The organism is Roseivivax sp. THAF30 (genome assembly GCF_009363575.1).
Lineage (GTDB): Bacteria > Pseudomonadota > Alphaproteobacteria > Rhodobacterales > Rhodobacteraceae > Roseivivax > Roseivivax halotolerans.
Genome location: NZ_CP045389.1, coordinates 3,423,567 through 3,437,443 on the forward strand (window position 1 = coordinate 3,423,567; position 13,877 = coordinate 3,437,443).

The following is a 13,877-nucleotide window of genomic DNA, read 5'->3' on the forward strand; positions in this document are numbered from 1 at the left end:
GGCCGCGAAGACCTCCGGCGCGCCGACCCGGCGCGTCTTCACAATGGCGCCAGACCCGCCGCTCACCCTGAATCGACTTGACCTTCGGCGGTCCGGGCTGTTGAACCCGACACCACTTGACATGACAGTGTGGGACCGGTCCGACATGGACAATCAGAACAAGAACCTCCTCATCGCGACGGCACTCAGCTTCGCCGTGATCCTCGTATGGTTCCTGCTGTTCCCACCGCCGGAAGAGCCGATCGACCCGAACGCGACCGCCACGCAGGAGACTGCCGACACGGTTCAGGACGCACCGGACACGGCCTCCGTTCCCGATGCCGCGCCCGGTGACGGCACTGCGACCACCTCCGACACCGCGACGGCGAACGAGACAGCCGAAGATGCGCCGCGCATTTCCATCGACACGCCGCGCCTTGCAGGCTCGCTGTCCCTCCGGGGCGGACGGATCGACGATCTGCAGCTCAAGGATTACACCGAAACGATCGAGCCCGACTCCGAGATCGTTCACCTGTTCAACCCGGTTGGCGGCGGCGAGGCCTATTACGCGCTCTACGGTTGGGCCCCCGGCTCGGGCCTTTCGGCAGCAGACGTGCCCGGCCCGAACACCGACTGGCAGATCGCCGAAGGCGAGACGCTGACCGAGAACGACCCGATCCTTCTGGAATGGGAAAGCCCGTCTGGCCTTATCTTCAGACGCAAGATCGCGGTCGATTCCGACTACATGTTCACCGTGACGCAGTCAGTCGAGAACCCGACCGAGGGCAGCCAGCGCCTCGCGCCCTACGGCATCCTCGCCCGCCACGGCGAGCCGGTGAATGCGAAGAACTTCTTCATCCTGCATGAAGGCGGCATCGCCATGACCGACGGCGAGCTGACCGAGATCGGCTGGGGCGACATGACCGACCTGCCGGCGGAGGGCGGCGCGCAGGCCGAACGCTTCCAGGTGAACAATAACGGCTGGATCGGCTTCACCGACCACTATTGGATGGCGACCCTCATCCCAGAGCCCGGTAGCGGGTTCCGCGCCGCTGCGAAATACGATGCGGGCCGCGATATCTACCAGACCGAGGCCGTGCTGCCGACGGTCGAAATCGCCGCCGGTACAAGCTCCGAGGTCACGACCCAACTCTTCGCTGGCGCGAAGGAATGGGAGACGATCCGCGAATACCAGAGCGGCGGCATTGAGCGCTTCGTCGACTCGATCGACTGGGGCTGGTTCTTCTTCCTCACCAAGCCGATCTTCGCCGCGTTGCACTGGCTGAACGCGATCATCGGAAACATGGGCGTCGCGATCATCGCGCTCACGCTCGGCATCAAGGCGCTGCTGCTGCCGCTGGCCTACAAATCCTACGTCTCCATGGCGAAGATGAAAGAGCTTCAGCCGGAGATGGAGAAAATCAAGGAACGCGCCGGCGACGACCGCCAGAAACTCCAGCAGGAGATGATGTCGCTATACAAGAAGGAAAAGGTGAACCCGGCTTCGGGCTGTTTGCCGATCCTTCTTCAGATCCCGATCTTCTTCTCGCTCTACAAGGTGATCTTCGTCACGCTGGAACTGCGCCACGCCCCCTTCTTCGGCCCGTTCCAGGACCTTTCAGCCCCTGATCCGACATCGATCTTCAACTTCTACGGTCTTCTGCCCTGGGGCGCGCCGCCCGAAGGCTCGATCATGGCGCTGATCTTCATCGGTATCCTTCCGCTGCTTCTCGGCGTGTCGATGTGGCTGCAGCAGAAGCTGAACCCGGCCCCGACCGACCCGACGCAGGCGATGATCTTTGCCTGGATGCCGTGGGTCTTCATGTTCATGCTCGGCAGCTTTGCGAGCGGGCTCGTGGTCTACTGGATCGCCAACAACACGATCACCTTTACCCAGCAATACGCGATCATGCGCAGCCAGGGGTATAAGCCAGATCTCCTGGGCAACATCCTGTCGAGTTTCAAGAAGAAGAGCTCGGACGAGACATGACCGCACGCGTCGCCTCGCTCTGGCGGCATCCGATCAAGGGTGTCGGCCGCGAAGAGGTGACGGAGACGTTCCTCGAGCCGGGCAGCACCATGCCCGGCGACAGGCTCTGGGCCATCGCGCACGAGGCGGCCGAGGATGCGGCGCTAAGCGGCAAGTGGGCGATGTGCCGCAACTACCTGCGCGGGGCAAGCTCTCCGTCGCTGATGGCGGTGACGGCTGAATTGCAAGACGACGGACAGCTATCCCTGTCGCACCCGGATGCCGAGTCAATCACCCTCGATCCGGCGCGCGATGCCGAGACGCTTCTCGCGTGGGTTGCGCCGCTAGTCGCTGAAGGCCGGCCAGCCCCGAAGGCGGTCGTCCGCGCCTCGGAGCGCGGCTTCACCGACAATCCCGATTTCACCGTGACGATTTGCAACGCCGCCTCGCACCGCGCGGTCGAGCAGCGTGTCGGACGCACACTTTCGCCCCATCGCTGGCGCGGGAATATCTGGTTGGACGGGCTCGCCCCTTGGGAAGAATTCGACCTTGTCGGCCGCGAGATCCGCATTGGCGAGGCGCGTTTCAAGATTGGTGAGCGCACGGGCCGCTGCCGCGCGACCGAAGCGAACCCTGACACCGGCCTCCGCGATGCCGACACGCTCGGCGCGCTCCGCAGCTGGGGACATACGGACTTTTCGGTACAGGCGAGCTGCACCCTACCGGGGCGGATCGCCACCGGCGATACAATGGTGATCCTATGAGCCTGCCCTTCCCCGCCGCCGAAGAGCCCGATCCGCAGGTCGCCGAAGATGCGCGCCGCCTCTTCGCGGGCGGCACGGACTTCCTCAAGGGCGTCGTCGCGATGGACGGCCTGCCGCCGAGCGATCGGGCCGAGGTCTGCTTCGCCGGGCGGTCCAACGTCGGCAAATCTAGCCTCATCAACGCTCTGACAGGGCGCAAAGGGCTGGCGCGCGCGTCGAACACGCCGGGCCGCACCCAAGAGATCAACTTCTTCACCCTGGGCGAAAGCCACTACCTCGTGGATCTTCCGGGCTACGGCTATGCCAACGCGCCGCTGCCGGTTGTCGAGAAATGGCAGCGCCTTCTCAAGCAGTACCTGTCGGGCCGCGCGAACTTGCGCCGCGCCTTCGTGCTGATCGACGCGCGGCACGGCGTGAAGGCCGTCGACCAGGAAATCCTGACGCTTCTCGACAAGTCCGCCGTCACCTTTCAGGTGGTGCTGACCAAGACCGACAAGGTCAAGGAGAAGGACCGCGCGCGTATCCTCACGCAGGTCCGCGAAGCGCTCGCCAAGCATCCCGCCGCCTATCCCGAGATCGTCCTGACCTCGTCCGAAAAGGGCGACGGCATCCCCACGCTTCGCGCCATCGTCGCAAGCCTCGCCTGAGCCTCGCGCTCTTGCACGCCGGAAGGCAAGGCCCGATAACCCACGCAGACCCCTTTTCCGGGACCGCAGATGAAGACGCAGGACATGAACAGAGACTGGCACGCCACCGCCCGCACCCTTTCAGAGGCGCTTCCCTACATGCAGCGCTATTCGGGCGCTGTGGTCGTTGTGAAGTTCGGTGGCAACGCGATGGGCGACACCGCGGCCATGGCCGAATTCGCCCGCGACATCGTTTTGATGCGGCAGGTCGGCATCAACCCGGTCGTCGTGCATGGCGGCGGACCGATGATCAACGAAATGCTCGAGAAGCTCGGCATCGAGTCGAAATTCCTGCGTGGCAAGCGCGTCACCGACCAGGCCACCGTTGACGTGGTCGAGATGGTCCTGACGGGTCTTGTGAACAAGCGTATCGTGCAGGCGATCATGGATGAAGGCGGCCGCGCGGTCGGGCTCTCGGGCAAGGACGATGATCTCATCGTTTGCGAAGCCGACGATCCCGAACTTGGCTGGGTCGGGCGGCCGATCGAGACCAACGTTCAGGTGCTGCGCGACCTCATGGGCGCGGGCATCATTCCGGTGATCGCGCCTGTGGCGACCGGCATGGACCCGGCGGAAACCTATAACGTCAATGGCGACACCGCTGCGGGCGCGGTCGCGGGTGCGCTGAAGGCCGACCGGCTTCTGCTTCTGACCAACGTGCCGGGGGTGAAGGGCGCCTCTGGCGAGATCGTGACGGCGCTCACCCCCGAAGAGGTGCGCGCGATGATCGAGGATGGCACCATAGCAGGCGGCATGATCCCCAAGGTCGAGACCTGCCTCGATGCGCTGGAGCGCGGTGTGCGCGGCGTCGTCATCCTTGACGGCACGGTGCCGAATGCCTGCCTGCTGGAGCTTTTCACCGAACACGGTGCGGGCTCGCTCATCCGGCACGCGAACCTTCCCAAACACGGGGCGGAGTGACCTCATGCGTCGTCTGATCCTCATGCGCCACGCCAAGTCCGACTGGCATCAAGGGCTCGAGGATCACGAACGCCCGCTCAACAAGCGGGGCCGGGCCTCCTGCACGGCGCTTGCAGCCTGGCTCCGGGAAACCGGGCTGACGCCGGATGCGGCGCTTCTTTCCTCGTCGATGCGGACGGTTGAGACGTTCGGGCGGCTCGATCTCGACTGCGAAGTGAGGACGACCCGCGCGCTTTATCTGGCCGAGCCGGACGAAATCGTCGCGGAACTGCGCGAGGAAACCGCCGAAACCGTTCTGCTGATCGGGCACAATCCCGGTATCGGGATCACCGCGGGCGATCTTGTCGCGGAGGCACCGAGCCATTCTCGCTTCGCCGATTATCCGACCGGCGCGACGCTGGTCGCTGAGTTCGATATCGATGCCTGGTCGGAGCTGACCCTCGGCACGGGCCGGGTCGTGCATTTCGCGATCCCGCGAGAATTGCCGGGCATGGAATAGAAACGGGCGCCCGCGAGGGCGCCCGTTCACTCTGGCAAGACGTCTTTGTCAGTGGCCGAGGATCTGGCTCAGGAACAGCTTCGTCCGCTCGTTCTGCGGATTGTTGAAGAACTCTTCGGGCTCGTTCTGCTCCACGATCTGGCCCTGGTCCATGAAGATCACCCGGTTCGCGACCTGCCGGGCAAAACCCATCTCGTGCGTCACGCAGAGCATCGTCATGCCTTCCTCGGCAAGCTCCACCATCGTGTCGAGCACTTCCTTGATCATCTCGGGATCGAGCGCCGAGGTCGGCTCGTCGAAAAGCATGATCCGCGGCTTCATGCAGAGCGACCGGGCGATCGCGACGCGCTGCTGCTGACCGCCCGAGAGCTGGCCGGGATACTTGTCCGCCTGCTCCGGGATCTTCACCTTCTCGAGGAAGTGCATCGCGGTTTCCTCGGCTTCCCTCTTGGGCGTCTTTCGCACCCAGATCGGGGCCAGCGTGCAGTTCTCGAGGATCGTGAGATGGGGGAAGAGGTTGAAGTGCTGGAACACCATCCCGACCTCGGAGCGGATCGCGTCGATGTTCTTGATGTCCGAGGACAGAACAGTGCCATCCACCTCGATCCGGCCCTTCTGGTGCTCTTCCAGCGCGTTGATGCAGCGGATGAGCGTCGACTTGCCTGAGCCTGACGGCCCCGCGATGACGATCCGCTCGCCGCGATAGACGGTCAGGTCGATATCCCGCAAAACGTGGAACGAGCCGAACCACTTGTTCATGTTCTCGATCGAGATCGCGACCTCGTCAGAGACCTGCATCTGACCCGGCGTGACGGAGGGGGTCTCTAGGGCTGTATTTGTCATTTGGATGCTCCCTTACCGGCGGTCCGTGGACAGCTCTTGTTCGAGCCACTGGGAATATTTCGAGATGCCGAAGCAGACGACGAAGAACAGGAGCGCGGCAAAGCCCAGAAGCTCCCAGTAGACGCCATTCCACTCGGTGGAGGCGAGGATCGGCCCGCGGATCATGCCCACGAGATCGAACATCGAGATGATCGAGACGAGGGTGGTGTCCTTGAAGAGGCCCACCGCGACGTTGACGATGCCCGGGATCGAGATTTTCAGCGCCTGCGGCAGGATGATCAGCCGCATGGATTGCGCGTAGTCGAGCCCGAGGCTGTCACCGGCTTCATACTGGCCCTTCGGCAGCGCGGCGAGGCCACCCCGGATCACTTCGGCAATATAGGCCGAGGCGAACATCGTGATCATGATGATCACCCGGAGGATCAGGTCGAAATTGGTGCCCGGCGGCAGGAAGTAAGCCAGGACCACGTTCGCCACGAAGAGAAGCGTGATGAGCGGCACACCCCGGACGAACTCGATGAAGATGATGCAGATCCACTTGATCGCCGGCATGTCCGATTGCCGCCCGAGGGCCAGCGCGATGCCGAAAGGAATGGAGAGCGACACGCAGACCGTTCCGAGAATGAGGTTCAGCATGAACCCGCCAAGGTTCCGCGACGCAACCGGCTCGAGCGCGATGATCCCCTCGGTCGGTACGATGCCGATCACCCACCAGAAGACGAGAGCCGCGAGGATGCCGCCGAAGAAACCCATCGCGAAGCTCTGCGCGACGAGGCGGGAATAGACCACGTAGCCTGCGACGAAGCCCAGCGCGGCGAAAACCGGCACCAGGATCGAGCCGCCCCAGATCAGCCAATAGGCGAGGAACGGGTAGATTGCCGTGAAGACCAGCATCTGCGCCGGGAAGCGCTTGCGGAAGAGCACCGGGGCGATGGCGATGAACAGCAGCAGGAAGGCCAGCGAGGGACGCCAGTACAGCTCCGACGGGTACTGGAAGCCGAAGAGAAGCTGGTTCCAGCGCTCGGTCAGCACCGCGAAACAGCCGCCGACCTGCCCATCGAGGATCTCCCGGCACGCGCGGATCGAAGGCGCATCCCAGATGCCGTTGGCGAACCAGGGCAGCACCGAAGAGATCAGCCACCAGATGCACCAGAGCGCAGCCAGCGTGAGGATCCCGTTGGGGATGGTCGAGAAAAGGTTCTCCCGCATCCATTTGACGATGCCGCGCTCGGTCGTGGGCGGTTCCGCCTGCGGCAGCATGGTCTCGCGGACGAAGCGGACGGAATGGGCGTGCATATCGGCCATCTCAGCGCTCCTTCAGCGAAACTGCATTGTTGTAGACGTTCATGATCGCCGAGATCGAAAGGCTGATCGCGAGGTAGAACGCCATGAGCAGCAGGATGCACTCGATCGCGCGGCCCGTCTGGTTGAGCGTGATCCCCCCGAGCGTGCCGGTCAGATCCATGTAGCCGACGGCAATGGCGAGGGAGGAGTTCTTCGTGATGTTGAGGTAGTGCGAGATCAGCGGTGGCACGATCACCCTGAGCGCCTGCGGCAGCACGACAAGGTTCATGATCCGTCGCGGGCGCAGGCCGAGCGAGGCCGCGGCCTCCGTCTGTCCCTTGGATACCGACAGGATGCCCGCGCGCACGTTTTCCGCGATGAACGCGCCCGTATAGATCGCCAGCGCAAACCACAGCGCGATCAGCGAGCCAAGGATGTTGATCCCCCCGGTGAAGTTGAAGCCGCCGAGCTCCGGATATTCGAGGCTTATCGGCTGGCCCAGAAGGTAAAAGACGAGGATCGCCGGCACGAAAGCGATAAGCAGCGCCGGCCACCCCATCGGCAGCAGCTTGCCCGTCGCATAAAGAAGCTTCGTCGCATAGCGCCGATAGGCGAACGCGCCGATGACGCCCGCAAGAAAGACCAACATGACCGTCCAGCCGCCCGGCCCGAAGATCGGCTTCGGGATGTAGACGCCGCGGTTGGTGAAGGCGACCGAGCCGAAAATCATCGACGCGGTGGCATCCTCGCCCCGGAACGCGCGCGGCGCGGGCAGGACGGCGGTCATGATCGTGAAGATGATGATGATCCAGATCAGGACCGGGACGTTGCGGAAGGCTTCGACATAGGCCGACATCAGCTTTCGTACGAGCCAGTTGTTGGACAGGCGCAAAACGCCTGCAACGACGCCGATGATCGTAGCGGTGATACAGGCCAGGAACGAGACCAGGAGCGTATTGAGAACGCCGACCAGCGAGGCCCGCCAATGGTCCATCTGGTTGTTGTATTCGATCAGTGTCTGGTTGATGTCGTAATTCGCCGGCTCACCCAGGAAATCGAAGGAGATAGTGAGCCCCGCCGCCGCCAGGTTGCGCTGCAGGTTCAGGCCCAGATAGGCGAAGAGCGCGGCAACCAGAACGATCGCGATGAACTGGAACGTATATCCTCGATACCGCGTATCGTTCAGCAGCATCGACGGCTTGAACGACTCACGCGGCGGATCGCTGAGTGTCGACATTTGGGTATCCCTGGAGTTTTCGAGGACCTCTTGCCGCCCGGTTTGTCCGGGCTGACGGGCCTCGATCGTTTATGGTCCGACTATACGGAAAAGCGAAGGGGCGCGGGAGTGCCGCGCCCCTTGCTGGAGTGTCTTAGCGGAACGGCGGTGCGTAGAGCAGGCCACCATCGGTCCACTGTGCGTTCAGACCGCGCGACAGGCCGATCGGGGTCGACTCGCCGATATGGCGGGCGAAGAGCTCACCGTAGTTGCCGCCTGCGCCGATGGCACGGCGTGCCCATTCCGCGTCAAGGCCGATCATCTCGCCGAGGTTGCCCTCGGTGCCGAGGATCCGCTTCACTTCCGGGCCACCGTTCTGCGCCATCTCGTCGAGGTTGGTCGACGTGATGCCGTATTCCTCGGCCGCGATCAGTGCGTTGAGGGTCCAGCGGACGATATCGCCCCACTCGTTGTCGCCGTGGCGGACGAGCGGACCCAGCGGCTCTTTCGAGATGATTTCCGGCAGAACGACGTGGTCGCCCGGATTCTCGAACGCAGCGCGGGTCGCGGCGAGGCCGGACGCGTCGGTGGTGTAGACGTCGCAGGCACCGGCAAGGTACTGCTGCTGCGCCTCTGCGTTGGTCTCGATCGGAACCGGCGTGTATTCCATGTTGTTCCGGCGGAAGTAGTCCGCGAGGTTCAGCTCGGTCGTGGTGCCCGTCTGGATGCAGACGGTCGCCCCCGCAAGCTCGGTCGCCGAGGAGACGCCGAGCGCCTTCGGAACCATGAAGCCCTGACCGTCATAATAGTTGATGCCCACGAACTCGAAGTTGAGGTCGTTGTCGCGGGTGAAGGTCCAGGTCGTGTTCCGTGCGAGCATGTCGATCTCGCCGGAGGACAGCGCCGTAAAGCGTGTCTTGCCGGTGGTCGGCACGAACTCGACAGCGGTCGGGTCTTGCAGAACGGCTGCGGCAACAGCGCGGCAGACGGCGACGTCGAAGCCGTCCCACTCGCCGTTGGCGTCGGGTGCCGCGAAGCCGACAAGGCCGGTCGTGACACCGCAGTTCAGCGTCCCGCGATCTTGCACGTCATTCAGCGTCTGGGCGCTGGCGGCACCGGCAGCAAGGCCGGCAACGGTCAACGCGCCAAGAAATACGGTCTTTTTCATACTTACCTCTTCCTGTTGTCCGCCCCTGATTGAAGCGGTTGAGTCGACCTGAATCGGCCGAACTTTTCCGGTAGCTTGAACGGCATTGCGCTCAGCATGTGAAACTTTGGTCGGATTCTTCCGGTGAGGTCAACCCAAACTGCCTTGAAAACAGGCATGGGGAAGTGTGTGCCTAAAGCGCGTGCAGGCTTTATGCGCGCCCCAGGCGGGACAGACGCCAGGCCCGGATCGCATCGAAAAAGCTCTGTCTCTTGAGCTCTGCAAGCTCCGTCGCCTCCTCATCCGCGCCCCAAAGCTCCGCCTGCCAATCCTCGTCGAGTCGCGAGGCTGACCAGATCGCCTCGGCATCCTGCTTGGCGGTCGCCGCAAGCCCGAGAACGAGCGAGCCAGTCAGCGAGACAAGATCGTGAAAGGCGGCGAGACCGAAAATGTCCATCGCATGAACCTCCGACCTCAGCCGCTCCAGCGCCGTGGGGTCTTGCGGCCTGTGCATCAGCCCCGTGCGCGGCTCGAGCCGTGCGTCATAGCGAGACGCGGCCCAGTCGAGATAGGGATCCCAGGTTTCCGCCTGGCGCAAGACCAGCTCTTCGGGGCTGTCCGCGCGGTAGCACAGAAGGTCGCTGTCCCCGTAATCGGCAAGCATGTCCGCAACCTCGGCATGCTGCACCGACAGCTTGTCGATCGCGGCATTCGCGCTGCGCGTCATCGGCATGGAAGTCGGGTCGATCGTCTCATCCTGCGCCTGCCACTCCTCGGCAATCGCCGCGGCGTAGTCGCGTGTCGGCAAGAGAAGCTGCGCCTTTGCTGGCGTGCGAACCGGCTTGCCGTCGAGGGTCACGCGGTAGCCGCCCGCCACCTCCTCGGCTTCGGCTGCGCTCCAGAAGCGCCGCATCGCCCATCCGCTGCTCATCGCTCGCTCCATATCTCGTTCAATAGCCCGGGCAGCGCGCCGATCTCATCGATCAGATAGTCAGCGCCCGCAAGGCGTTTGCGCGGGTGATACCCCCAGGTGACGCCGATGAAAACCAGCCCGGCGGCGCGGGCCATTTCCATATCGTATTCGGTATCGCCCACCATGACCGCGTTCTCCGGGTCGAGGCCCGTCTCCGCCAGCGCGGCATAAAGCATCGCGGGATGGGGCTTGGACGGGTGATCGTCGGCGACCTGCTCGGTCACGAAACGCCCCGAGAGCCCCATGCTCGTCAGGAGTGCGTCGAGACCCCGACGCGACTTGCCGGTGGCGACGCCCATCAGCCAGTGCGGGACGGCGTGTATATCGTCCAGCACCTCGGACACACCCGGATAGAGAGGCGAACTCGCCGCCGATCCGGCCGCAGCGCGGCGCGCGGCGTAGCTGTCCTTGTAGGCCGCCACCATCGCGGCGAGCCTGTCACCATCCGCGCCCGAAAGACGCGCGATGGCCTCGGGCAAGGACAGACCGACAATGCCAAGGATCTCCGCGCGCGCCGGGGCGGAACGGCCCACGGCGGCGAAGGCATCGCCCATCGCGCCAACGATATCGGCCTGGCTGTCGACGAGCGTGCCATCGACATCGAAGACGACGAGCCGCAGATCGCTGCTCATCCATCCTCCGCGAAAGGATCGGTCGGCACGTCGCGCGCGTCCCAGGCGACGTAATCCCAGGTTTTTTCCATGTGCTCGGGCAAGGGCGCCGTGATGTTCAGGCGGATACCGGTCACCGGATGCGTGATACTCAGCGCCCGCGCGTGAAGGTGCAGCTTTCGGCTGATCTCTCCGCCAAGCTGCGCGCCCCAGCCATCGCCAAGGTTTTCCTGCCCCGAGCCGCCGTATTTGCCGTCTCCGACGATGGGATGGCCCAGCGCCGCCATATGCGCGCGCAACTGGTGCGTGCGTCCCGTCACCGGCACAAGCGCCACCCAGGCGGCGCGTTTGCCAAGCTCGGACAGGACCGCGTAATCGGTCGTCGCGTTCTTCGCGCCTTCGGTGGTCTTCACCTCGTCGGGATGGACGGGCAGCATCTTCTCGCCTTCGCCGCCCTTGCCGTGACCTGGGGCTTTCACGAGGCCCATCTGGATCGTGCCCATGCGCGGGGCCGGCACGCCTGCGACGGCGGCCCAGTAGATCTTGCGCGTCTCGCGCGCCCGGAAGGCGGCGGTCAGATCCTTCGCGACCTCCCGCGTCCGCGCCAGCAGGAGAACGCCCGACGTGTCCTTGTCGAGCCGGTGCACAAGGCGCGGCTTCTCATCGAGCCCGAAGCGCAGCGCCTCGGCGAGCCCGTCCACGTGCTTGGTCTGCTTCGAGCCGCCCTGCGTGGGCAGTCCCGGCGGCTTGTTGAGCGCAATGATGTGCTCATCGCGGAACAAAACGCAGGCCCGGATCATCTCCGCATCGGCATCCGACACGGTGGGCTTGGGGCGCGACTTGACCTCGCCGGGCTCCGGGATCGGCGGGATGCGGACTTCCGCCCCGACTTCGAGGCGATGGTTGGCCTTCACCCGGCCGCCGTCGACGCGCAGCTCGCCCTTGCGGCACATCTTCTCGATCCGCCCCTGCGCGAGGTGCGGGAAGAGCCGCTTGAGCCAGCGATCGAGCCTCTGGTCGCCGTCGCCAGGTCCGACCGCGATGGTCTGTACGCCGCTCATTGCACAATGCTCCTAGCCAGGATCAGGCCCGCGGCGATCGCCGCGAGGGACAGCACGACCGAAGCCGAGACATACAAGGCCGCCGCGCCCACCGCGCCCCGCTCATAGAGCGATACCGCATCGAGCGAGAAGGCCGAAAACGTGGTGAACCCGCCAAGAAGCCCGGTCATCAGGAAGGGCGCGAAGCGGTTGCTGCCGAATTGCGCCAGCATCACGACGAGGATGCCCATCAGGAACGAGCCCGCGATATTCACGATCAGCGTGCCCCAGGGCAGGCCAGGACCGAGCGCGCGGACCGCAGCCAGCCCGGTCAGGTACCGGGCCGTCGCGCCCAGAGCGCCGCCGAGTGCCACCTGGATGAGCGTGCCTGTCATGGATCGCGCTTCGCCGCTTCTCTCGGACTTGTCAAGGCGCGAGGGCTGCGCTGCGTTTCATCCGCCCCCGGCCAACTGTATGGTGATCCGGCAATCGGAGTTACCCTCATGCTGTCACGTCGCTTCTTCCTCCAGGCCCTAGGCGCAGCCGGGACGATTCCCGCCCTGCCACGAGGGGTGCGTGCCGCACTGCCCGTGCTCGAAGCGGGTGCGAGCCGCGTGCAGATCGCGCCCGAGGGATATTCCGATACGGCGCTCTGGACCTTCAACGGCAGCTTTCCCGGCCCCGAGCTACGCTTCGCGCAGGGCGAGCGCTTCGCCTGGCGCGTGGAGAACCGGCTCGAGACGCCAACCGCGGTGCATTGGCACGGCATCCGCATCGACAACGCGATGGATGGCGTGCCTGGCGTCACCCAAGATCCGATCCTGCCGGGCACGGGGTTCGATTACGACTTCGTGCTGCCGGATGCCGGGACATACTGGTATCATTCGCACGCGCAGAGCGTGGAGCAGGTCGAGCGCGGCCTGTATGGCGCTCTCGTCGTCGAAGAGACCGATCCCCCAGAGGTCGACGCGGACATCACGCTCGTGATCGACGACATCCGGATCGGGGACGATGCCCAGATCGTGCCCGATTTCGACAATATGCACGATCGCTCTCATGCCGGGCGGATCGGCAACGTCATCCTGACCAACGGTCGGCCTCAGGCAGAGTACCAAGTCCGTCGGCACGATCGGCTGCGCCTGCGCCTCATCAACGCCTCGAACGCGCGAATTTTCGAGCTCGGACTTTACGGGCTCGCCGGCTGGATCGTGGCGCTTGACGGGATGCCCCTCGCCGAACCCGAGGCGGCGCTCGACACGCTCACGCTCGCCCCGGCGCAGCGCATGGATCTCATCGTCGATGTCATGGGTGAGGACGAAGCCTTCCTTTTGCATTTCGACCGGACGGGCGGCTACGCGCAGGCGAGCTTCCGCATCGGCTCGGGCACCCGCGCGCGCAGAGAGCCACCCGCGGCTTTGCCGCCCAACCCTGACTTCCCCATCGACCTTGCGAATGCGGTTCCGCAGCGCGTTCTGATGGAAGGCGGCGCGATGCGCGGTCTCTCCGAGGCGATGCATCTTGGTGAAGTGCTCACGGGGCGCCAGCTGGCCGAAAAGGGTCTGTTCTGGGCGTTGAACGGTCAGGTGGGCCGGGACATGCTGCCTCTTCTCGAAGTTTCGCGCGGTCAAAGCGTGCGGCTCGGCATCGTCAACGACACCGCCTTTCCGCACGCGATGCATCTTCATGGCATGCATTTCGCCGAAGTATTGCCGGATGGCGCACTCGGGCCGCTGCGCGACACCATCCTCTTGGCGCAAGGCGAGACCAAGGAACTTGCCTTCGCCGCGCACAATCCCGGCGACTGGCTCTTTCATTGCCACATGCTCGGGCATCACGCGGCAGGGATGGGCACCTTCATCCGCGTGACCGGCTGAGCAGGTCTTGCAAGACTCGGCGGCTTCGGCCACGTTTTATCAATTGATCAAATTCTGCCAGCCGGGAGGCT

At 64.4% G+C, this 13,877-nt stretch carries 14 protein-coding genes; 6 read left to right on the forward strand and 8 right to left on the reverse strand.

Translation table 11 applies throughout. From position 1 onward, the window contains the following. The first annotated feature begins 145 nt into the window (after positions 1-145). The 5 genes from yidC (at position 146) to FIU91_RS16615 (ending at position 4,818) form a co-directional block, all read left to right on the forward strand. A complete protein-coding gene (gene yidC / locus FIU91_RS16595; RefSeq protein WP_152463320.1) occupies positions 146-1,969 on the forward strand; it encodes a membrane protein insertase YidC in 1,824 nt (607 codons plus the stop codon). Beyond that, positions 1,966-2,712, forward strand: a complete 747-nt coding sequence (locus FIU91_RS16600; RefSeq protein ID WP_152463321.1) for an MOSC domain-containing protein — start codon at positions 1,966-1,968, stop codon at positions 2,710-2,712. The genes yidC and FIU91_RS16600 overlap by 4 nt, the downstream gene beginning before the upstream one ends. Then, positions 2,709-3,359: a ribosome biogenesis GTP-binding protein YihA/YsxC gene (yihA, locus tag FIU91_RS16605; RefSeq protein WP_152463322.1), complete on the forward strand. Its 651-nt coding sequence runs from the start codon at positions 2,709-2,711 to the stop codon at positions 3,357-3,359. Before FIU91_RS16600 ends, yihA begins: the two co-directional genes overlap by 4 nt. A 69-nt stretch (positions 3,360-3,428) precedes the next feature. Continuing rightward, positions 3,429-4,319 carry an acetylglutamate kinase gene (gene argB / locus FIU91_RS16610; RefSeq protein ID WP_093008845.1) on the forward strand — a complete coding sequence of 297 codons (891 nt, stop codon included), beginning with the start codon at positions 3,429-3,431 and terminating at the stop codon, positions 4,317-4,319. A 4-nt stretch (positions 4,320-4,323) separates the two neighbouring features. Beyond that, positions 4,324-4,818, forward strand: a complete 495-nt coding sequence (locus tag FIU91_RS16615; RefSeq protein ID WP_152463323.1) for a histidine phosphatase family protein — start codon at positions 4,324-4,326, stop codon at positions 4,816-4,818. 48 nt (positions 4,819-4,866) lie between these two features. On the opposite strand, the gene FIU91_RS16620 is transcribed toward FIU91_RS16615, so the two are convergent. The 8 genes from FIU91_RS16620 to crcB all read right to left on the reverse strand — a co-directional run bounded on the left by FIU91_RS16620 (position 4,867) and on the right by crcB (position 12,327). After that, the gene (locus FIU91_RS16620) at positions 4,867-5,661 is read right to left on the reverse strand and encodes an amino acid ABC transporter ATP-binding protein (RefSeq protein WP_093008847.1); all 795 of its coding nucleotides are present in this window, start codon (positions 5,659-5,661) and stop codon (positions 4,867-4,869) included. A 12-nt stretch (positions 5,662-5,673) separates the two neighbouring features. Continuing rightward, on the reverse strand, positions 5,674-6,966 hold the full coding sequence (locus FIU91_RS16625; protein ID WP_152463324.1) for an amino acid ABC transporter permease: 1,293 nt from the start codon (positions 6,964-6,966) through the stop codon (positions 5,674-5,676). A gap of 1 nt (position 6,967) precedes the next feature. After that, positions 6,968-8,182 (reverse strand): amino acid ABC transporter permease, encoded by a 1,215-nt coding sequence (locus FIU91_RS16630; protein ID WP_152463325.1) that lies wholly within the window; start codon positions 8,180-8,182, stop codon positions 6,968-6,970. A gap of 133 nt (positions 8,183-8,315) precedes the next feature. Then, positions 8,316-9,329, reverse strand: coding sequence for an amino acid ABC transporter substrate-binding protein (locus FIU91_RS16635; RefSeq protein ID WP_093008850.1), 1,014 nt, complete (start codon positions 9,327-9,329; stop codon positions 8,316-8,318). Positions 9,330-9,519: 190 nt separating this feature from the next. Continuing rightward, positions 9,520-10,239, reverse strand: coding sequence for an ATP12 family chaperone protein (locus tag FIU91_RS16640; protein WP_152463326.1), 720 nt, complete (start codon positions 10,237-10,239; stop codon positions 9,520-9,522). Continuing rightward, complete coding sequence (locus FIU91_RS16645; RefSeq protein WP_152463327.1) at positions 10,236-10,913, reverse strand: HAD-IA family hydrolase; 678 nt, start codon at positions 10,911-10,913, stop codon at positions 10,236-10,238. Before FIU91_RS16645 ends, FIU91_RS16640 begins: the two co-directional genes overlap by 4 nt. After that, positions 10,910-11,953, reverse strand: coding sequence for an RluA family pseudouridine synthase (locus FIU91_RS16650; RefSeq protein WP_152463328.1), 1,044 nt, complete (start codon positions 11,951-11,953; stop codon positions 10,910-10,912). Before FIU91_RS16650 ends, FIU91_RS16645 begins: the two co-directional genes overlap by 4 nt. Beyond that, positions 11,950-12,327, reverse strand: coding sequence for a fluoride efflux transporter CrcB (gene crcB, locus FIU91_RS16655; protein WP_093008853.1), 378 nt, complete (start codon positions 12,325-12,327; stop codon positions 11,950-11,952). Before crcB ends, FIU91_RS16650 begins: the two co-directional genes overlap by 4 nt. Positions 12,328-12,435: 108 nt before the next feature. On the opposite strand from crcB, the gene FIU91_RS16660 reads away from it, so the two are divergent. Continuing rightward, on the forward strand, positions 12,436-13,806 hold the full coding sequence (locus tag FIU91_RS16660) for a multicopper oxidase family protein (RefSeq protein ID WP_152463329.1): 1,371 nt from the start codon (positions 12,436-12,438) through the stop codon (positions 13,804-13,806). Positions 13,807-13,877: the final 71 nt, after the last annotated feature.

Excerpts from the sequence above, each read along its gene's own strand:
- yidC (WP_152463320.1), top strand. The coding sequence starts at position 146 with ATGGACAATCAGAACAAGAACCTCCTCATCGCGACGGCACTCAGCTTC.
- FIU91_RS16600 (WP_152463321.1), top strand. The coding sequence starts at position 1,966 with ATGACCGCACGCGTCGCCTCGCTCTGGCGGCATCCGATCAAGGGTGTC.
- yihA (WP_152463322.1), top strand. The coding sequence starts at position 2,709 with ATGAGCCTGCCCTTCCCCGCCGCCGAAGAGCCCGATCCGCAGGTCGCC.
- argB (WP_093008845.1), top strand. The coding sequence starts at position 3,429 with ATGAAGACGCAGGACATGAACAGAGACTGGCACGCCACCGCCCGCACC.
- FIU91_RS16615 (WP_152463323.1), top strand. The coding sequence starts at position 4,324 with ATGCGTCGTCTGATCCTCATGCGCCACGCCAAGTCCGACTGGCATCAA.
- FIU91_RS16620 (WP_093008847.1), bottom strand. The coding sequence starts at position 5,661 with ATGACAAATACAGCCCTAGAGACCCCCTCCGTCACGCCGGGTCAGATG.
- FIU91_RS16625 (WP_152463324.1), bottom strand. The coding sequence starts at position 6,966 with ATGGCCGATATGCACGCCCATTCCGTCCGCTTCGTCCGCGAGACCATG.
- FIU91_RS16630 (WP_152463325.1), bottom strand. The coding sequence starts at position 8,182 with ATGTCGACACTCAGCGATCCGCCGCGTGAGTCGTTCAAGCCGTCGATG.
- FIU91_RS16635 (WP_093008850.1), bottom strand. The coding sequence starts at position 9,329 with ATGAAAAAGACCGTATTTCTTGGCGCGTTGACCGTTGCCGGCCTTGCT.
- FIU91_RS16640 (WP_152463326.1), bottom strand. The coding sequence starts at position 10,239 with ATGAGCAGCGGATGGGCGATGCGGCGCTTCTGGAGCGCAGCCGAAGCC.
- FIU91_RS16645 (WP_152463327.1), bottom strand. The coding sequence starts at position 10,913 with ATGAGCAGCGATCTGCGGCTCGTCGTCTTCGATGTCGATGGCACGCTC.
- FIU91_RS16650 (WP_152463328.1), bottom strand. The coding sequence starts at position 11,953 with ATGAGCGGCGTACAGACCATCGCGGTCGGACCTGGCGACGGCGACCAG.
- crcB (WP_093008853.1), bottom strand. The coding sequence starts at position 12,327 with ATGACAGGCACGCTCATCCAGGTGGCACTCGGCGGCGCTCTGGGCGCG.
- FIU91_RS16660 (WP_152463329.1), top strand. The coding sequence starts at position 12,436 with ATGCTGTCACGTCGCTTCTTCCTCCAGGCCCTAGGCGCAGCCGGGACG.